The organism is Sorangium aterium (assembly GCF_028368935.1).
GTDB lineage: Bacteria > Myxococcota_A > Polyangia > Polyangiales > Polyangiaceae > Sorangium > Sorangium atrum.
Window position 1 is genome coordinate 307,006 of the sequence record NZ_JAQNDK010000002.1, and the last position, 18,184, is coordinate 325,189.

Sequence of the window (18,184 nt, forward strand, 5' to 3'; positions counted from 1 at the left end):
ACGGTACCAGAGGGCGCGGGCTGCGGGCGAGCTCGACCGGGCGCGGAGGCCCCGCGGGGAGCCCGAGAGGGGCTCTTCCCGTGTCGCTCGGCCCCTCCTGCGAGGTAGGTGCGCCGCGCCGTCGGGAGGCCGTCTCTCCTCCTCGATCGGCGCGGCGCTCGTCGACTGGAGCTCAGCGCGTGCCGTTCGCGCAGTACCCGAACTCGACGTTCGTCCCAGGCTTGATCTTGGCGTTCCAGCTCACGCCGGTGAACACGAAGTCGGTGCCTTGCTTGACGGCGTTGGTGTTCCAGAAGTCACGGAGCGTCGCGCCGTTCGAGGGCACGTAGAGCTTCCATGTGGTCTCGCCGCTGTCGGTCTTCGTCAGCTTGATGTTGTTGCAATAGCCGCCCGTCCACGTCGAGTTGGGGGTGATGCTGACGGTGATGTTGCCGCCCTCGACGCGCACCCCGGTCCCGGGGTTGCCCCCGCCGCTGCCGCCGCCGCCGGTGCTGCTGCTGCTGCTGCTCGACGAGGACGTGGTGGTGCCGCCGCCGCCACCACCGCTGCCGGAGGTGCTGGAGCTGCTGGAGCTGGAGCTGCTGGAGGTGCTGCTGCTGGAGCTGGAGCTGCTGCTGCCCTTCACCCGGGCGATGAAGCTGTCATAGCCGGCGACGTCGCCCGTCTGGGAGAGCATGACGATCGCGACGCCCATGTCGACGGCCTTGGCGACGTTGCTCTCGTTGAGCCAGGTGGAGTCGACGTTGATCGGGCCGCCGCCGAACGTGTACGCGTCCACGATGACGAGCGGCAGGCTGACCGCGGTGGTGATCTCCTTGTAGGTGAAGTTGTCGATCTTGCCCGTGGTGAACGGGAATTGCTTGCCCGTGAGACCGACGTACTTGACCACGCTGCGATCCCAGCCGTCGTAGAAGTCGCCGACCGACGACGCCCACTTGGTGGCCGACGGGCTGAACCACGGGCTGAAGTCGATGACCACCTTGCACGAGGGGCAGCCCGACTTGATGGCGCCGAGGATCTGGTTGATGAAGCTGTCGGACTCCGTCTCCGTGAGCGCGTTCTGCTGCGCCGTCTGCGAGAACTGGTACCAGTCCGGCTCGATGTGGATCAGCGCCTCGCGTCCTCCGAGGGCCGCGCCGATCCCTGCCGCCGCCTTCTGGTAGGCGCTCGCCATCGAGGCGATGTTGGCGCGCACGTACGCCGCGCCCTTCTGGCACAGCGGTGCGCCGCTGTTGCCGTCGCAATCGTTCTCGGATCCGAGCCCCTTCTTCGTCATGTCCGTGGCGATGTAGCCGAAGAAGTAGGGGGTCTTCCCGGCGTTGACGATCTGCTGAAGCTTGGTCTTATGTGTGCTGGTGAAGCCGCCAGATTGCAACCAGTCCCCGACGGCGACCACCTCGACGTTGGCGGGTCCGGACTGGGGCGGCGACCAGGTCTGGCTCCACTGCGGGGCGACGCCGAAGCGCATCTGCGATGCCGCCGCGGCCGCCGCTGCCTCATCGGCGAAAATCTCGTCCTCTTCGGAGGCGCTGGAACCATCGTCCGCGACAACGATGCACCCGCCGACAGCGGCGAGCAGGCACAGAGCTGCCCCAGCACCGAAAAGCGAACCCTTGATCTTCGTCATTGTCAATCTCCAAGTGACCGAGCGGCTCCGCGCCGCATCGGATTTTTCCACTCCCGAGTGCCAGCATCGGCTTGGCACGGGGCGCTTGTTGAAAGGAAGGTTCGTAGATCGTTGCAACGGCCGGGCCATCGTCTCTCCAGAGCGGAGAACGCCGGTTCACGGGCGCATTCCGACGGTGCCTGTCCGCGAGAGATGGAGAGTGGGCCGATGGAGTGGATCGCCGAACCGGGGCACGGATGATCCACCGCGAACGGCCTGATTTCTCGGTGCGGAACGCCGGCAAGCGGGTAGGCTGCGCCCGATGAACCAGGACCGTGGAGTGGAGCGATGAGCGCGCCCGCGCTCATCGAGATCGAGGACGCCGACGTCTTCCGCGGCGACACGCGCGTCTTCGAGGGGCTGTCGCTGCGCATCGAGCAGGGCGAGAACACCGCGATCCTCGGGCCCAACGGCGCCGGGAAGTCGACCTTGCTGCGGCTGCTCTCACGGGAAATCTATCCGGTCCACCGCGAGAGCTCGCATGTGCGAATACTCGGTCGCGAAAGGTGGGAGGTGTCCGCACTCCGGCGCAGGTTAGGGCTCGTGTCGTACGAGCTGCAGATGGCCTATCCTCGGGGTGTGCGGGGCTGCGACGTGGTGCTCTCCGGCTTCTTCGCGAGCGCCGGCCTGCACGAGCACGAGCCGCCGACCGCCGCGCAGCGCCGGCGCGCCGAGGAGGTGCTCGGCGATCTCGGCGTCGCGCACCTCGGCGGCAAGCCCATCGCGGAGATGTCTGCCGGCGAGCAGCGGCGCTGCCTGCTCGGGCGCGCCCTTGTGCACGACCCGGAGGCGCTGGTGTTCGACGAGCCGACGACGAGCCTCGATCTGAAGGCCGCGTTCGAGCTCATCGACCTGCTCAGGCGCCTCGCGCAGCGGGGCAAGACGCTGATCCTGGTGACGCACCATGTGCACGAGATCCCGCCGGAGATCGGGCGCGTCGTCCTGCTGCGGAGAGGCCGTGTCTTCGCCGATGGCCCGAAGCGCGCGGTGCTGACCGACGACAACCTGTCGCGCCTGTTCGACGTGCCCCTCACCGTCGTCGAGCGCGACGGCTTCTTCCAGGTCTTCCCCCGATCTCTCTGAGGCACGGAGTCTCGCCTTCACGTCTCACCGCTTCGCAAGACGCACGGTTCGTCCTCTGCGCACTGGAGAGATCATAAAATGGTAGGCCCTCGCGCATAGGCGTTAACGAAGCTTTGCGCCGCGTTCTCCTATCATCCGAACGTTTACGTTTACGTTTACGTTTACGTGGTCGTGGTCGTGGTCGTGGTCGTGGTCGTTCACGGCTTATCGTTGACGACCACGACCACGACCACGACCACGTTTACGTTTACGTTTACGTTTACGTTTACGTTTACGTTTACGTTTACGTTCACGTTCAAGTTTACGTTGGTGACCGGTGGAGGGGGGACCCGGCACTCTAGCGAGTGCCCGCCCCCCGCGCGCTACCCGATCTCCACCTTGCTCCACATGTCGCGCCGCATCCGCTCCTTCCGCCGGTCGGTCCGGGTCACGAGCCTCGCTGCGCCCCAGGCGGCGAGCAGTTGGCCCTCCTGGCCGAGGCCGGGCAGCACGCTCCGGCCGACGAGCAGCGTGCGCTCGATCGGCCCGCGGATCGGCTCGCCCGCGAGCCCGAGGTAGCCGGGCGGGTCGACCTCGAGCTGCCGCACCATCGGCTCGGCGCCCGGCGCGGCGCCCTTCAGCGCGGCGCGCTCGATGAGGCGGCGGCGCTGGCCGTCGTAGAGCCACACGGGCAGCCCGTCGTGCACCGAGTCGACGAGCACGAGGTGGCGCTCGAGGAAGGGCAGCTCGGCCGTGAGCGCGTCGAGCACCGCCTGGCGCGCCTCGAGAAGCGACAGCGGGCCCCGGTCGGGGAGCAGGATCTCCGCCACGAGCAGCGTGTCGGTCGAGGGAGCCGGCAGATCGCAGCGCTGGAGGTGGACCACGGGGCGCCCGGGCCCGGCCGGCCGCGTGTGCCGCGGCGAGCTCGGCCGGCCCCCGGGCGCGCCGTCGCTCGACACGCGCGGCGGCGCGGGCGAGCGGCCCGTCGACGCGGACGGGAAGGGGAACAGCAGCGCCTCCGGGCCGAGCGGCTCGGGCAAGCCCTCGCGGCGAACGATGAGCGACACGACGAAGCGGCCGACCGACGAGGTGATCCGCGGCCACTCGCGCAGCGCGCGCTTGTGGATGCCCTCGCCGCCCGACAGGCTCGCGAGCGTCTCGCCGTCCATGTCGGTGATGACGAAGCTGCTGCCGTTCGGGTGATCGTCGCCGTCGAGGACGACCCCCGCGGCGGTGCCGCGGCGGACGTGGACCGACGCGGCGCGCTCGTCGAGCAGGCAGCGGCCCCCGTGGGCGAGGATGCGCTCGACGAGGAACTCCTCGAGCTCCTCCTCGCCGCGCGGGAGCATCATCAGCCCGCGCGTCCACGCCCCGTGCAGGCGCGCGACCGCGAAGGGGGGCGGGAGCGCCGAGAGATCCGTGGCGAAGAGGACGGACTGCGTGACGATCGAGCGGAACAGGTGGCCGCGCGGGAACTCGACGAGCAGGTCGGCGTCGGGCTCGGCGCGCGCGTACGGGAGCAGGCCGGCGTAGCGCGCGGTCTCGCGCCGCTCCCAGAACGTGCCCGGCGGCCAGAGGGCGTCGTGCGAGAACGCGTCGTCCGCGGCGCCGTTGACGTGGGCGAGCTCGGCGTAGAGCTCGTCGACGACCCGCCGGAGCTCGGGGAACTCGCGGTCGATCTCGCGGCCGAAGAGGACCATGTCGGGCGGCACGTCGAGGCGCCGGCGCGGCGCGACGGCCTGCAGCATGGGCATGGCCGGGACGATGCGGCGCTTCCAGGTCTGCGACTGGGCGAGCTCGACGAGGAAGCGGCGCCACGCGGGCGAGGGCTCGGCGAGCATGGTGAACGCGCGCCGGCGGAGGACGTGCTGGTCGAGGCGGTAGGTGGCCGGGCGCTCGCCGTGCCCGACGACCATCACGGTGAAGTCGCGGCGCGCGAGGAGCGCCGCGGCCGTGAGCGCGCCGATGGACCGGCCAAGGACGATGACGTCGTAGTGCTTGTGGATCACGCCCCTTCCCCGACTTCTCCGACGCCTCCGACGTCCCCGCGCGCAGGGCCGCTCTGGGCGAGCCCGAGCGCGGTCTCGACGCCGGCGAGCGTCGCGCGCGCTCGCCCGCCCGGCACGTCAGGCGGCGCGATCTGGAGGCGCCCCTCGGCGATCCACGAGAGCGCGCGGATGAGCAGGGCGTGCTCCTGGACGAGGATGCGCGCGGCGAGCGCGTCGCGGTCGTCCCCGTCGAGCACGGGGACGGCGGCCTGCGCGAGGATGGGCCCGGTGTCGGTGCCGGCGTCCACGAGATGGACGGTGCAGCCGGTGACGCGCACGCCGTGATCGAGCGCCTGCTGCTGGGCGTCGACGCCGGGGAAGGAGGGCAGGAGCGACGGGTGGATGTTCACGACCCGGTGCGGGAAGGCGTCGAGGAAGGTCGTCGTCAGCAGGCGCATGAAGCCCGCGAGGACGACCCAGGTCGCGCCCGCCTCGCGCAGGGCGGCGACGACGGCGGCGTCGAAGCTGTCGCGATCGGTGAAGTCCCGGTGCGCGATGACGCGCGTGGGGACCCCGGCGCGCTCGGCGCGCGCGAGGCCCTCCACGTCCGCCCGGTTGGACAGGACGAGCCGCACGCGGGCGTCGAGGCGGCCGGCGGCGATCGCGTCGAGGATCGCCTGGAGGTTCGAGCCGCGGCCGGAGATGAGGACGCCGAGATCGAGGGGGGGCATGGGGGGCAGATACTACGGCGGAGGCGGGCGCGGGAGAGATCCGGGGCGGAAGCGGCCGCCCGGCCCCCGGGGGGACGCCTCGAGGGCTGCGAGGCGACCGCCGGGCCGCTCGCGCTGTCATTTGCGGCTGCGCGCGCTCCCGCCTCGTCGGGGCCGGGCCCCTCTGGCCGGCCACCTACCAATGCCGCGCCGCTCGGGGTAGGGTGGCGGCGCCACGATGTCGGAACGCCCGCCTGAGCCGACCCTTACCGCCGACGAGGCCGCGAAGCACCGGGCGAGGTCCTACCTCGGGCGGGTGATCTCGAAGCGCTACCGCATCGACGAGGTCATCGCGATGGGCGGCATGGGCGCGGTCTACCGCGGCGAGCACGTGCACATGCACAAGCGCGTCGCGATCAAGATCCTGCACCCCGACACCGAGCGGCTCCCCGAGCTCGTGCAGCGCTTCGAGCGCGAGGCCATCGCCGGCGCGCACATCGAGCACCGGAACGTCGCGACCGCGACCGATTTCGGCGAGGCGGAGGACGGGTCGTTCTTCCTGGTGCTCGAGTACGTGCGCGGCACGACGCTCCACGAGATCATCCGGCGGGGGCCGTTGCCCGCCGCGCGCGCCGCCCTGATCGCCAGGCAGCTCGCGGCCGCGCTCGACGCGACCCACGCGATGGGCATCGTCCACCGCGACGTGAAGCCGCGCAACGTGATGGTCGTCGAGCCGCAGGGCGACCTCGTGAAGCTCATCGATTTCGGCCTCGCGAAGGTGAGCGTCGATCAGCTGCGCCGGTCCGTCGCGTCGCCGGAGTCCGCGCGGGCGGGGGCCGACTCGCTCCCGGTCCGGCTCACCACGGCGGGCGTGATCTTCGGGACCATCGCCTACCTCGCGCCGGAGTCGGCGCTCGGGATGGACTTCGTCGACGAGCGCGCGGATCTCTACGCCGTGGGCCTGATCTTCTACGAGATGCTGGCCGGCAAGCACCCGTTCCTGGCCAAGGATCCGGTCGAGCTCTTCAACCAGCAGCGGAGCGCGCCCGTGCCGGCGATCGCCGCGCACTCGCCCGGCGTCGAGGTCCCGCCTGCCCTCGAGGCGGTCGTGCGGCTCCTCCTCGAGAAGAATCCGCGCGCCCGCTTCGGGACCGCGGCGGAGCTGATCGCGGCGCTCGACGACGCGTGCTCCGTGTCGGGGATCGCCGTGCACGAGCCGCGGGCGGAGATGGCATCGAGGGGGGAGATGTCATCGAGGGCGGAGATGACGTCGGTGCCCGCGATCGCGGACGCGGCGCGCGTGCCGAGCAACCGGCCGCCCGTGCCCAGCGCGCCGTCGCGCGCGACCGACGCGAGCGCCGGCGGCTCGTCGGCGATCGTCCTCGGGGATTCGTGCCTTGTCTCGCTGAACGACGTCGCGGACGCGCTGGCGCCGGCCGGGAGCGGCGCGGACGCGCCGGAGGCAGAGCGAGCGCGCGCGTCGAGCGAGCCGGGAGAGGGCCGCGCGGACAGCGTGGAGCTGGCGGGGATGACGGCGCCCGTGGAGCCGGCGGGGGCGGCGGCGGCCTCGGAGCTGCCGGAGGGCGACGAAGAAGACGACGAGGACGCCCTCAGCCACTCGCGGCCGACGCCGGTGCGCAACACGCCGACCCTCGTCGCCGAGCTGACGCGCGACTCGCGCCCGACGGCCGTCGGCGGCGCGGCGTTCATGGCGCAGGTCGCCTTCGCGCAGGAGGTCGCCAGGGCCGACGCTGCCGCCGCGGCCGACGACTCGAGCGTGCCGGAGGACGCGCGCCCGACGACGGTAGGCGGCGCCGCGCTCATCGCCCAGGCCGCTTTCGCTCGGGAAGCAGCAGGCGGCGGCGCTCCTTCCGGGGCCGATGACCCGGGGCCGCCGCGCGAGTCGTCGCAGCTGCTCGATGCGGCGGCGCCGTCGCAGGAGCCGGCGCGGCCGGCCTCGACGCCTCCGTCGCCGGAAGCGGCTCCGTTGCCTGGGGAGGCAGCGCGGTCGGTCGAAGCGCCTGTGGCGACGGCGGCAACGGGACTGAGCTCCCTACGACTGTCGCTGGACGATCTATTGTCGTCGCCGGGTCAGGCCGAGCGTCGTCCGGTAGAGCCCTCGGCGAAGAAGCCATCGCCGTCGGGCGTGGACGAGCCGTCGTCGCCTGGAGCGGAGCAGGCGCCATCGAAGCCGCCGTCGTCGCCTTCGGCGGAGAGCTCGCCATCGAAGCCACCGTCTGCGGAGCGCGCGTCATCGAAGCCGCCGTCTGCGTCGGCTGTGGAGCGTGCGTCATCGAAGCCGCCGTCGTCGTCTGCGGCGGAACCTGCGCCATCGAAGCCGCCGTCGTCGTCTGCGGCGGAACCTGCGCCATCGAAGCCGCCGTCAGCGGAGCGTGCGTCATCGAAGCCGCCGTCCGCGTCCGCTGTGGAGCCGGCGTCCGTCGCGAAGCCGGCGTCGTCGAAGCCGCCGTCGTCGTCTGCGGCGGAACCTGCGTCATCGAAGCCGCCATCAGCGGAGCGTGCGCCATCGAAGCCGCCGTCGTTGCCTGTAGCGGAGCGCGCGTCATCGAAGCCGCCGTCGTCGCCTGTAGCGGAGCGCGCGTCATCGAAGCCGCCGTCCGCGTCCGCTGTGGAGCCGGCGTCCGTCGCGAAGCCGGCGTCGTCGAAGCCGCCGTCGCCTGCAGCGGAGCGTGCGTCATCGGAGCCGCTGTCCGCGTCCGCTGCGGAGCCGACATCCGTGGCGAAGCCGGCGTCGTCGAAGCCGCCGTCAGGGGCGAGCGCGGAGCCGGCGACATCGCCATCGCCCGCGCCGTCCGTGGAGGCGCAGCCGCCGCAGAACGAGCCGGCGCCCGTGGCGTCCGCGTCCCCTCCGCTGGACGAGCCGCCCGCAGAGGAGGCGGCGCCCGTCTCGGAGCCGACGTCCGAGCGGATGAGCGGCTCGCGGCCAGCCTTCGCCCCGACGCTGCTGCGGGAGCTGGAGGCCGCCGAGGCAGAGCGCGTCGCCCGGGAGCGCGAGGAAGAGGCCAAGCGGAAGCTCGCCGAGGAGGCAGAGCGCGCCGCGCGCGAGCGCGAGGAGAAGGCCAGGCGAAAGCGGGAAGCCCGGGAAGCTCGCGCGTCGCGGCTGAGCCACGAAGGACTCGGCGGCCGCGTCGGCCGGCTGGCCCCGTACCTGGGCGGCGGCATCCTTGCGGCGGCCGTGATCGCGGCGCTCGCCGGCGGTGGGCGCGCCCCGCCCGAGCCGGAGCCCCAGCTCGGCCCCGCGAGGCCTCCCGCGAGCGCGCTCGCCACGAGCGAGCCGGCCCCGGCAGACGCCGCCGTCCCCGAGGCACCCGCGCCCACGGCGCCGGCGCCCGAGGCCGCTGCGTCGGCGGCGCCCGATGCGCCGGCCGAGCCTCCGCCGGATGAAGCGGCCCGGAAGGCGCTCACCGACGCTGTCAGGGCGCGCCGGTGGGTGAAGGCCGCCGACGCGATCCAGAAGCTCGCGGAGCACGATCCGACGGCGCTCCGCGAGCGCCCGCTCGCGATCGCGGCGCGCAACGTCGCCATCGCCATCGCGAAGACGGGCGAGGAGCACGCCGACAAGGTCTTCGACGCGCTCTCGAGCCGCTTCGGGACGGCGGGCATCGACGTGCTCTACGAGATCGTCGAGACCCGCGGCCGCTCCACGCCGGCCACCCGGGCCGCGAAGCTGCTGCGCGATCCGGAGATCGCGGCCCGCGGGACCCCTGCGGTCCGGATCTCCTTCGAGCTGCGCGACGCCACGTGCGGCGAGAAGCTCCCGTTCCTCGAGCGCGCCGTCTCCGAGGGCGACGAGCGCACCCTGGTCGTGCTCGAGACGACGGTGAGGCCCTGTTACAAGACGAACCGGGCGATCGACGAGGCGATCAAGAAGCTGCGATCGCGGCTCGAAGGCGGCTGAGCTCGCGCCGCGCGTCCCGCGCGGTCGCTCAGCGCATCCGGGCCCGCCCGGTTGTCTCGCGCCGCGCGGCCCGCGCGCCGCGCATCGCCCTCGCCGGCCCTCTCATCCGAACAGCACGCGCTCCTCGAACGGCACGTCGCCGACCGACAGCACCTCGCCGAGCACCCAGGCCTGCTCGCCGCTCTTCGCGAGCGCCTCGATGGCCCGGTCCGCGGCGCCCTTCTCGACGACCGCGACAAGCCCGACGCCGAGGTTGAACGTGCGCCGCATCTCGGCCTCCTCCACGGGGCCGCCGCGCTGGAGCACCTGGAACACCGCCGGCCGCTGGTAGGAGCCGAGGTCGAGCCGCGCGCCCAGCCCGTCCGGCAGCACGCGCGGCAGGTTCCCCGGCAGGCCGCCGCCCGTGATGTGCGACAGCCCCCGGACCGCATCGCCGCAGGCCGCGAGGAGCGCCGTGATCGCGCGGGCGTAGATCCGGGTCGGCGTCAGCAGCGCCTCGCCCACGGTGCCGCCGAGATCGGCCACGCGGTCGCTCATCGTGAGGCCCATCTCCTTCTCGAGCACGCGCCGCGCGAGCGAGAAGCCGTTCGAGTGCAGCCCGCTCGACGCCACGCCGATGACCGCATCGCCGACCGCGATCCGCTTGCCGTCGAGGATGCGCGAGCGCTCGACGACGCCCACGGCGAACCCGGCGAGGTCGTACTCGCCGTCCGCGTACATGCCCGGCAGCTCGGCCGTCTCGCCGCCGATCAGCGCGCAGCCGGCCTGTTTGCAGCCCTCGGCGATGCCGCGGACCACGGCCTCACCCACGTCGACGTCGAGCTTGCCTGTCGCGAAGTAGTCGAGGAAGAACAGCGGCCGCGCGCCGACGGTCAGCACGTCGTTCACGCACATCGCGACGAGATCGATGCCGACCGTGTCGTGGACGCCCGTCGCGAACGCCACCTTCAGCTTGGTGCCGACCCCGTCCGTGCCGCTGACCAGCACCGGCTCGGACAGCCCGCCCGGCAGCGCGCACAGCCCGGCGAAGCCGCCCACGTCGGCGAGCACCTCGGGGATGCGCGTCGGCTTCGCGAGCCGCTTGATGCGCTCGACGAGCGCGTCCCCTGCATCGATATCGACCCCGGCTTCCCGGTACGTGACGCTCATGGCAGGCGCATCCCACACCTCGGCGGCAAAGGGAAGCGGGCTCGCTCTCCGGCCCCGGCCTCCGGGCGGCTCCGGGGTCGGCGGGCGGCCGGGCTCCCCGTGCCGCGGGGAGCGCCTCGGGTCGGGCCGGCGACCGGCCGGCCTGCCGCTCGTTCCTCCGGTGAAGGTTGTATGGCATCCGCAAGCGTCTTGACGTCGCGTGGATGGGCTTCTTGGATGACCCGATCGGCAACAAGCGATGCGAGCGCATGAGCTTCAGAGTTCCACCTCGCCTTCCATGTAGAAGACGCAGGCACCCTCCATCTCGACGCGATCGCCGAGCAGCCGGCACGTCATTTCTCCACCTCGCTGCGATGCCTGAAAGGCGCGACACTCGCTCTTGTGCAGTCGTTTGGCCCAGTAGGGGGTGAGCATGCAGTGAGCGCTCCCGGTGACCGGATCTTCCGGGACGCCTTTCGCGGGAGCGAAGTAGCGGCTCACGAAATCATACTCGCCGCTGCTCGCAGCGGTCACGATGAGCCCGCTGCGATCGAGGCGGCGCACACGTGCCATGTCGGGCGCGACGGTCCGGACCGCGCTCTCGCTTTCCAGGACCGCCATGTAGTTGAAGGCATTGACATGCACTTCGAGAGGAGCGAGCCCCAGCGCCTCTGCCAGGCCAGGCGGAGGCGGCACGGCCTCCGAAAAACGCGCCGGGAAGTTCATGAGGTAACCGGCGCTCGCCCTGGTAACGGTGAGCGGCCCGCTCGCCGAATGGAAGATCACCCGGCTGCGCGCGGGCTCCAGGCGCTCCATGACCACGGCCGCGCTCGCCAGCGTGGCGTGGCCGCAGAGCGGCACCTCCGTCATCGGTGTGAACCAGCGCAGGCGGTACTCGGCGTCCTCGCGCACGAGGAAGGCTGTCTCCGCCAGATTGTTCTCTGCGGCGACGGCCTGCATGACCGATTCCTGGGGGAAATTCTGCAGAACCACGACGGCCGCCGGGTTCCCTGTGAATCGCCGCGTGGTGAATGCATCGAGCTGAAAGATGGGTGCGCGCACGGTGTCCGCCAGGTCCTTGACGTGCTCAGCGAGGGTTCGATCGTCCGGTGCGGAGGCCGCCTCCGGCGAGTGGAGCCGGCGTCTCTGGCCTGCACGAGAATGTAGCGTGAAAAGCGACGCCATATCAACAGCACCACACCCGATCAGGCTGTGCCGCGACCGGGGTCGCCGTGCGGCGGGACAGCCGGCAAGTTTGCAAACCGTCGCGTACGCCTGACGTCGCCTCGGGGTATGCTGCCGCGGCCACGCGTCGTGGCTCGCGCCAAGGAAACCCCATGAGAGTCGGCGTCGCTGTCACCGTCCTTGTCTCCTCTTCCTTCCTCGCCGCCTGCTCCGACGGCGGCACCTCGGCCGGAGACGGCGGGACCGGAGGAATGCCCGGATCCGGTGGCGCTGCGGGGACGGGCGCCGCCGGCGCGACGGGGATGGGCGGCTCTTCGAGCGTGGGCGGCGCGGGCGGCGCGGGCCCGGGCGAGCCGATCGATCTTTGCGCGGGCCTCGTGCAGGACAAGGACGCGCGCCCGATGACCGAGCTCGCCAAGCCGGCGCTCGGCGAGGCCGTCACCGACGCCGAGTTCGGCACCACGATCCGCCGGATCACGGCGGTCGCGCCGGGCGGCGGGAACGACCCGGTCATCAAGCCGATGTACTCGACCATCTCGGCGTGGAACGCGGACGAGTCGAGGCTCATCCTCTTCTCGGTCGCGGCCGGCGAGCACCAGCTCTACGACGGCAAAACCTACGAGTTCATCGAGGCGCTCGACATCTCGCCTGCGGACATCGAGCAGGTGTACTGGCACACCTCCGAGCCCGACGTCCTGTTCTACGTGGACGACAAGGACTTCATCCGTTACCACGTCGGCTCCGGGACGAAGGAGGTCGTGACGACGTTCGACTTCTGCTCGGGCGGCGCGAGCGCGGGCAGCGACCCGCTGTTCATGTCGTGGGATTCGAACCGCATCGGCCTCGCGTGCGACGATCAGGTGTTCCTCTATGATATCGGCCAGAATACGGTACTCGCCAGGAAGGCCCTCGACGAGAACCCCGCCCAGGTCGCGCCGAGCGGGACGCTCGCGTTCCTGAGCGACAGCGGCGGCGTGATCGATCCGCAGCTGAACGTGGTGCGCACGCTGGACCTGCTGGAGCCGTACGGCCACGCGTCGCTGAGCATGGTGAACGGCCACGACACCTGGAACGGGGCTGTCTATGATCCCGGCCCCGGCGGGAACGACGACCTCGGGCTCCTCGTGACATGGGATCTCGCGGAGGGCACCTCGAAGGTGGTCATTGGCCCGGAGACGGGGTGGCCCTATCCCCCGACAGGGCACATCTCGGGGATGGCGTACAAGCAGCCGGGGTGGGTCTTCGTGTCGTCGATCGGCGATGCGTCGGGCGGAGGGGTGCTCGACATGGAAAACCTGATCGCCGACACGAGCACGGGCAAGGTCTGCCGCATTGGCCGCCACCGGAGCTGGGGCAAGGAGAACACCCACCTCGCCGAGCCGTACTGGGCCGAGCCGCACACCGTGCCCAGCCCCAGCGGCACGCGCGCCGTGTTCGGGAGCGACTGGGGCAACGGGGATACCGTCGACGCCTACGTGATCGAGCTGCCCAGCTACGAACCGTGATGACGGGACGCGACTGGCCGCGCTGGCGTGCCGGAGGTGCTCCCTGTCGTGCCGGTGCCGCCGATCGCGCCCCCGCTCCCGCCGCCGCCGGAGCTCGAGTCCGAGGGTGAGAAATCCCAGCCCAGAAAGGCAATGAAGACTCCGGGGGGAAGCGCAGCGTCGAGCGTGCCGTTCGCCCTTGTCTTGCGCGCCGCGGCCGACATTCTACGCGCCCATGTCCGCCACGCCCGAGCCCTCTCCTCCCCTCGTCCTCGTCGCAGCCGCCGTCATCATCGAGCGCGGCCGCGTCCTGCTCACGCAGCGCAAGGCGGGCGCGCACCTCGAGGGCGCGTGGGAGTTCCCCGGCGGCAAGGTCGAGGCCGATGAGGATCCGCGAGACGCCCTGATCCGCGAGCTGCGCGAGGAGATCGGCGTCGAGGCCCAGGTCGGCGACATCGTCGAGGTGACTTACCACCGCTATCCGAAGAAGCCGGTGCTCCTCCTCTTCTACGCCGCCGCCCTCGCCGAGGGCTCGCCCGCGCCCGCCGCGCTCGACGTCGCCGCCGTGCGCTGGGCTGAGGCGGCCGATCTCCGGGACGAGCTCTTTCCCCCCGCCGACGTCGCGGTGCTCGCCAAGGTGCGCGCGCGCCTCGCGGGAGCCTAGCCCCGTCGTCGGGGCTCACAGGGCAGGGGGGCACGCCTCGCCGCGGACGTCGCCGATGAGGCTCGCGAGCCGCTGGGCAGGCAGCTCGCCGACGGCGCGCTCCACCTCCTGCCCTGCGGCGTCGACGCTGAGGAACGTCGGCACGAAGCGCACGCCGTAGCGGGCGGCGAGGGCACGCCCGCGCGGGTCGTCGACCTGGATGCGCAGGACGGTGCCGTCCTCCCTGGCGCAGCGCGCCTCGAGCTCCTTCATGAGCGGCGCCATGCGCTCGCACACCGCGCAGTGCGCGCTCTCGAACTCGAGCAGCCGAGGCATCCCCTCGGGCAGCGCGACGTCGCCGTGCGCCACGGCGCCCTCCGGGGCCGCGCACGCGCCGGCGGGGCCGACCTCGCAGGGCGCACCCGCGTCCAGGGCCGCCGCGGGCGCCGGCGAGAGGGCGTCCAGACGGCCGGCGGCGACCGCGATCCCGGCGGCCACGAGCAGCGCCCCCGTCAGGCGCTGGAGGGCCGGCGTGGCCGGCATCACGCGGCGCGCGAGCTCTACGGCAGCCGGCCCGACGAAGGCCGCGGCGACGAGCGGCGCGGCGAGGCCCGCGGCGTAAGCGCCGAGCTGGATCGCGCCGGTGAGCGGGCTCGCGCCCGCGCTGGCCGAATAGGTCAGCGCGGCGCCGAGCACCGGGCCGACGCACGGCGTCCACCCTGCCGCGAAGGCGATCCCGAAGAGCGTGCCCCCCCAGAAGCCGCCCGCGCTCGGGAGGCGGGAGAGGAGCGGGCGCGCCTCGCGCTCCAGCCACGGGAGGCGCAGCACGCCCAGGAGCTTCGCGCCGAAGAGCGCCAGGATCACGCCGGAGGCGACGGTGAACGCGCGCCGGTGGGGCGCGAGGACCGCCGCGATCGCCGAGGCGCCGGCGCCGAGCGCGACGAGCACGATCGCGAGGCCGATCGCGAAGCCGACACCGGCGAGGCGCACGCCGCGCTTCGCCGCCGCGGGGTCCGGACCGCCGAGCGCCCCGGCGCCGCCGAGGGCCGACAGGTAGACGGGGAGCATCGGGAGCACGCAGGGCGACGCGAACGTCAGCAGCCCCGCGCCGAAGAGCGTCAGCAATGAACCGATCGTCATCATGGGTCCTCGAGATCGACGGGATCAGCGCCCGAAAAGCGCCGGCGCGAGCGCCGCTGCGTCCACTTCAGCCACCGCGAGCACCGGCTGCTCCACGCTCCTTGCGCAGATCGCGTTGCCGAGCGGCCCCTGGGTGCACCCCACGCTGCGCCCCGCGAGCGCACGCGCCGCGGTCGCGGCGCCGGAGCCGGGCGGCGGCACGAACACCGTGAGCGGCTTGTCCCCGCTCTCATACATGAGCGCCGCCGTGCGCGTGCCGCCGATCTGGCAGAGGCGCGCCCCGAGCAGCCGGGCGCCGGACACCGGCGGGACGGTCACCGCGTAGCCGAGCTTCCCCTCGAGCCACCCGGCGACGGCGCCCGGATCGGAGGACTCGAAGTCGCACGGGCGCTCGCGCGCGAAGCCCCGCACGTGGTGGCTCACGAGCTCGTCGGCCATCGCCGCGCTCACGCCCCGGCTCGGGCTGCCGACGAGCAGCGCGGCGGCCGCCGCGACCGCGGCGAGGGCGGCCGTGATCGCCCAGGGGCCGCGGCGCCGCGCGCGCGCGTTCCGCGCGGCGGCCTCCGCCCGATCGCGCAGGCGCTCCGGGACCTCCCCGTCCGCCTTGGCGACGAGCGCGCGCCGCACGCCGCCGAGGACCTCCGCGGCGCGCCGGCAGGGCCCGCAGCCGGCGACGTGCGCCTCGATCCGCGCCGCGTCTTCGGGCGTCACCTCGTCGTCGTGCCACGCCGAAATGTTCTCGAACCACTCGCGGTTGCACCCTGCCATGACGTCTCCTCGCATCGTTCGGAGAGGCCCTCGACGAGCGCCAGCCGCGCCCTCGAGAGCCGTGATCGTACCGTGCCCACCGGGCACCCCTGGAGATCGGCGATCTCCTCGTAGGAGAGCTCCTCGACCTCCCGCAGGAGCAGCGCCTCGCGCCACTCCGGGGGCAAGCGCGCGAGCGCGCGCTCGACCTCGTCCGCGAAGCCGCGCTCGAGCAGCTCCGCCTCCAGATCTCCCTGCGGCTCCGGCACCGACTCGGCGCCGCGGCCGCCCTCGATCACCTCGAGCCGCTGCCGCGCGCCGCGCGTCGCGTTGAGCAGCACCGTTCGCTCGATGCGGAGCAGCCACGAGCGCATGCGATCCTCGTCGCGCAGGTCGGTGTGCCGCTCGATCGCGCGCACGAGCGTCGCCTGCGCCAGATCCTCGGCGTCCTGCTCCGAGCGCGTCAGGCGGCGCGCCGCGCGCAGGAGGCACGGGAGCTCGGCGAGGAGCCGATCGACGAACGAGGTGTGGGGAGACGTGGGCATGGGCTGGACCGGGAGCCGGAGGGCTGTGCGCCGCCTCGTTCCCCAGACACTCTGAGGACACGGCGAGCCCCGCGAAAAGTTCCTGACCGTCACGCCTCGCCGGGATCCCGGCGTGCCGACGGCTCGCGGCGGTTCGCGCCGCGGTTTCGTCCTCGGGCGACGAGGTGCGAGCGGCTAGCCCGTCGCCGGGTCAGGCCCGAGCTGCGCGGGCGGCGCTCAGCCGGCGATGCCGGCCCGCCTGGCCGAGAAGGGCGACAGATCGAGCGGCGGCTCCTCTCCGGCGATCAACGCCGCCACGATCTTCGCGGTCACCGGGGCGAGCAGCACGCCGTTGCGGAAGTGCCCTGTCGCGAAGATCAGATTGGCGATCTCCCCCTCGCCGAGGATCGGCAGCGCGTCCTTCGGGTGGGGCCGGAGGCCGGCCCACGTCCTGCCGATCGGCGCGTCGCCGAGCGCGGGCACGAGCCGGAGCGCCGCGGTCAGGAGGTCGCGCACGGCGCGCGACGTCACCGCGGTGACGTAGCCGGCGAACTCCGTGGTCGCGCCGACGAGCACGCGCCCGTCGTCGCGCGGCGACAGGTAGCAGCCGGGGCCGTAGACGACCTGCGAGAGCACCGGCGTCGCCGGCGTGAGCTCGACGATCTGCCCGCGCGCCGGGCGCACCGCCGAGGGCGCGAGGCCCGACGCCTCCAGCAGCGACGACCAGCTCCCGGCGGCGAGCACCGTCCAGCGCGCCTCGACCTTCGTTCCGTCCTCGAGCTGCGCGCCGCGCGCGTGCTCCCGCTCGACCACGATGCGCCGCACGGTCGCCCCGGTGCTGAACTGCACGCCCGCGCGCTCCGCCGCGATGCGCAGCGCGCGCATGAGCGACGGCGGATCGATGCGCGCCTCGTCGGCGAGCCACGCGCCGCCGGCGACCTCGTCGCAGAGGGCCGGCGCGTGCGCGCGCGCCCCGTCGCCGTCGCAGATCTCGACGGCGAGGCCGGCTTCCCGCTGCCACGCGAGCTCGCGCGCGATCTCTTCACGTCCTTCAGCGGTGAACGCCACGCGGAGGGCGCCGCTCTGCCGGTACCCGACGTCGATCCCCGTCGCCTCGACGAGCGACCCGGCGAGCTCCGCGTACAGGGCGCGGCTCGCGAGGCAGAGCCGCGCGAGGGGGCCGTCGCCCGCGGCCTCGAGCTGGGGGCCGATGATCCCCGCCGCCGCCCAGGAAGCGCCCTCGCCCTGGTTGCGCTCGAGGACGCGGACAGACAGCCCGCGCCGCGCCAGGGCCAGCGCCGAGGCGCACCCGGCCACGCCGCCGCCGATCACCACCACGTCGCTCATCGGCGCGTGCATAGCACGCCGGGCGCCGAGGGCAGCCACACAACCTGGAGCGCAGCGAGCGCGGCGCACTGCGACATGGGAGCGGGGGCTGGTGCGCGGGATGCGCCGGTGAGGGGGAGGTTCTATCGACGAGCGACCGCGGGGCGGCGTCGGGGCGTGCGCCTTTCGGAGCACTTGCGCTGGGGAAACCCGGCAGGGGTGGGAGGGAAGCGCTGCCGGGGCTGGCAGGGGAAGAGGGAAGCGCTGCCAGGTGCTGGAAGCGGCGTGGGCAGTGTGTTTGCGCCGAGGAAGCGCTAAGTTCTGCAGAAATGCGGAGGGTCGAATGAGGATCGTCGTGGAAATACGGGAAGATGCGTTCCGTACGCCCAAGACCTCGCAGCAGATCGCTGAAGAGATGCGGCATGCGGCGACGGCTTTCTGGGTCGCGCGAGGGGACGTCGCGCCGGAAGCAGCAAATGACCTCGCCGCGCCGGCCCCGCCCGAGGACCTCGCCGCGCCGCCCCTGCCCGAGAAGGAGGGGACGTTGATGGACCTCTTGCTGAGCATGCCCGACGTAGGAGAGGACGCCGACTTCGAGCGCCCCCTGGACTACGGGCGACCGGTCATCGAGTTCGATTGAGGCGCTTTCCCAGTGGAGCTTC

Annotated in this window: 14 protein-coding genes; 5 read left to right on the forward strand and 9 right to left on the reverse strand. The window is 72.6% G+C overall.

Annotated features, from left to right (window positions below):
- Positions 1-172: 172 nt before the first annotated feature.
- Positions 173-1,627 carry a cellulose binding domain-containing protein gene (locus POL72_RS16040; RefSeq protein WP_272096215.1) on the reverse strand — a complete coding sequence of 485 codons (1,455 nt, stop codon included), beginning with the start codon at positions 1,625-1,627 and terminating at the stop codon, positions 173-175.
- Between the two features lie 327 nt (positions 1,628-1,954).
- On the opposite strand from POL72_RS16040, the gene POL72_RS16045 reads away from it, so the two are divergent.
- Positions 1,955-2,749, forward strand: coding sequence for an ABC transporter ATP-binding protein (locus POL72_RS16045; protein WP_272096216.1), 795 nt, complete (start codon positions 1,955-1,957; stop codon positions 2,747-2,749).
- A 362-nt stretch (positions 2,750-3,111) separates the two neighbouring features.
- Here POL72_RS16045 and POL72_RS16050 read toward each other — a convergent pair whose 3' ends face one another.
- Positions 3,112-4,737, reverse strand: a complete 1,626-nt coding sequence (locus POL72_RS16050; protein WP_272096217.1) for an NAD(P)-binding protein — start codon at positions 4,735-4,737, stop codon at positions 3,112-3,114.
- Complete coding sequence (purN, locus tag POL72_RS16055; RefSeq protein ID WP_272096218.1) at positions 4,734-5,447, reverse strand: phosphoribosylglycinamide formyltransferase; 714 nt, start codon at positions 5,445-5,447, stop codon at positions 4,734-4,736. Before purN ends, POL72_RS16050 begins: the two co-directional genes overlap by 4 nt.
- A 217-nt stretch (positions 5,448-5,664) precedes the next feature.
- Here purN and POL72_RS16060 point away from each other — a divergent pair, with 217 nt between their 5' ends.
- On the forward strand, positions 5,665-9,345 hold the full coding sequence (locus POL72_RS16060; protein ID WP_272096220.1) for a serine/threonine-protein kinase: 3,681 nt from the start codon (positions 5,665-5,667) through the stop codon (positions 9,343-9,345).
- A gap of 102 nt (positions 9,346-9,447) precedes the next feature.
- Here POL72_RS16060 and purM read toward each other — a convergent pair whose 3' ends face one another.
- Both purM and POL72_RS16070 read right to left on the reverse strand, forming a co-directional pair.
- The gene (gene purM, locus POL72_RS16065; RefSeq protein WP_272096221.1) at positions 9,448-10,494 is read right to left on the reverse strand and encodes a phosphoribosylformylglycinamidine cyclo-ligase; all 1,047 of its coding nucleotides are present in this window, start codon (positions 10,492-10,494) and stop codon (positions 9,448-9,450) included.
- Positions 10,495-10,749: 255 nt separating this feature from the next.
- On the reverse strand, positions 10,750-11,658 hold the full coding sequence (locus tag POL72_RS16070) for a PhzF family phenazine biosynthesis protein (RefSeq protein ID WP_272096222.1): 909 nt from the start codon (positions 11,656-11,658) through the stop codon (positions 10,750-10,752).
- Positions 11,659-11,810: 152 nt separating this feature from the next.
- On the opposite strand from POL72_RS16070, the gene POL72_RS16075 reads away from it, so the two are divergent.
- Complete coding sequence (locus POL72_RS16075; protein WP_272096223.1) at positions 11,811-13,163, forward strand: hypothetical protein; 1,353 nt, start codon at positions 11,811-11,813, stop codon at positions 13,161-13,163.
- 214 nt (positions 13,164-13,377) lie between these two features.
- Positions 13,378-13,806 carry a (deoxy)nucleoside triphosphate pyrophosphohydrolase gene (locus POL72_RS16080; RefSeq protein WP_272096224.1) on the forward strand — a complete coding sequence of 143 codons (429 nt, stop codon included), beginning with the start codon at positions 13,378-13,380 and terminating at the stop codon, positions 13,804-13,806.
- A 15-nt stretch (positions 13,807-13,821) separates the two neighbouring features.
- On the opposite strand, the gene POL72_RS16085 is transcribed toward POL72_RS16080, so the two are convergent.
- From POL72_RS16085 to thiO, 4 genes are all read right to left on the reverse strand, one after another.
- Complete coding sequence (locus POL72_RS16085; RefSeq protein ID WP_272096225.1) at positions 13,822-14,928, reverse strand: cytochrome c biogenesis protein/redoxin; 1,107 nt, start codon at positions 14,926-14,928, stop codon at positions 13,822-13,824.
- A gap of 21 nt (positions 14,929-14,949) precedes the next feature.
- Positions 14,950-15,693, reverse strand: coding sequence for a zf-HC2 domain-containing protein (locus POL72_RS16090; RefSeq protein ID WP_272096226.1), 744 nt, complete (start codon positions 15,691-15,693; stop codon positions 14,950-14,952).
- Positions 15,633-16,217, reverse strand: a complete 585-nt coding sequence (locus tag POL72_RS16095) for an RNA polymerase sigma factor (protein ID WP_272096227.1) — start codon at positions 16,215-16,217, stop codon at positions 15,633-15,635. Before POL72_RS16095 ends, POL72_RS16090 begins: the two co-directional genes overlap by 61 nt.
- A 216-nt stretch (positions 16,218-16,433) precedes the next feature.
- Entirely contained in the window at positions 16,434-17,543 is a 1,110-nt protein-coding gene (thiO, locus tag POL72_RS16100; RefSeq protein WP_272096229.1) for a glycine oxidase ThiO, read from the reverse strand.
- Positions 17,544-17,877: 334 nt separating this feature from the next.
- On the opposite strand from thiO, the gene POL72_RS16105 reads away from it, so the two are divergent.
- Positions 17,878-18,162, forward strand: a complete 285-nt coding sequence (locus POL72_RS16105) for a hypothetical protein (protein WP_272096230.1) — start codon at positions 17,878-17,880, stop codon at positions 18,160-18,162.
- Positions 18,163-18,184: the final 22 nt, after the last annotated feature.

What these genes read in the sequence shown, in the direction of transcription:
- POL72_RS16040 (WP_272096215.1), bottom strand. Translation starts at nt 1,627, where the DNA reads ATGACGAAGATCAAGGGTTCGCTTTTCGGTGCTGGGGCAGCTCTGTGC.
- POL72_RS16045 (WP_272096216.1), top strand. Translation starts at nt 1,955, where the DNA reads ATGAGCGCGCCCGCGCTCATCGAGATCGAGGACGCCGACGTCTTCCGC.
- purN (WP_272096218.1), bottom strand. Translation starts at nt 5,447, where the DNA reads ATGCCCCCCCTCGATCTCGGCGTCCTCATCTCCGGCCGCGGCTCGAAC.
- POL72_RS16060 (WP_272096220.1), top strand. Translation starts at nt 5,665, where the DNA reads ATGTCGGAACGCCCGCCTGAGCCGACCCTTACCGCCGACGAGGCCGCG.
- purM (WP_272096221.1), bottom strand. Translation starts at nt 10,494, where the DNA reads ATGAGCGTCACGTACCGGGAAGCCGGGGTCGATATCGATGCAGGGGAC.
- POL72_RS16070 (WP_272096222.1), bottom strand. Translation starts at nt 11,658, where the DNA reads ATGGCGTCGCTTTTCACGCTACATTCTCGTGCAGGCCAGAGACGCCGG.
- POL72_RS16075 (WP_272096223.1), top strand. Translation starts at nt 11,811, where the DNA reads ATGAGAGTCGGCGTCGCTGTCACCGTCCTTGTCTCCTCTTCCTTCCTC.
- POL72_RS16080 (WP_272096224.1), top strand. Translation starts at nt 13,378, where the DNA reads ATGTCCGCCACGCCCGAGCCCTCTCCTCCCCTCGTCCTCGTCGCAGCC.
- POL72_RS16085 (WP_272096225.1), bottom strand. Translation starts at nt 14,928, where the DNA reads ATGATGACGATCGGTTCATTGCTGACGCTCTTCGGCGCGGGGCTGCTG.
- POL72_RS16090 (WP_272096226.1), bottom strand. Translation starts at nt 15,693, where the DNA reads ATGGCAGGGTGCAACCGCGAGTGGTTCGAGAACATTTCGGCGTGGCAC.
- POL72_RS16095 (WP_272096227.1), bottom strand. Translation starts at nt 16,217, where the DNA reads ATGCCCACGTCTCCCCACACCTCGTTCGTCGATCGGCTCCTCGCCGAG.
- thiO (WP_272096229.1), bottom strand. Translation starts at nt 17,543, where the DNA reads ATGAGCGACGTGGTGGTGATCGGCGGCGGCGTGGCCGGGTGCGCCTCG.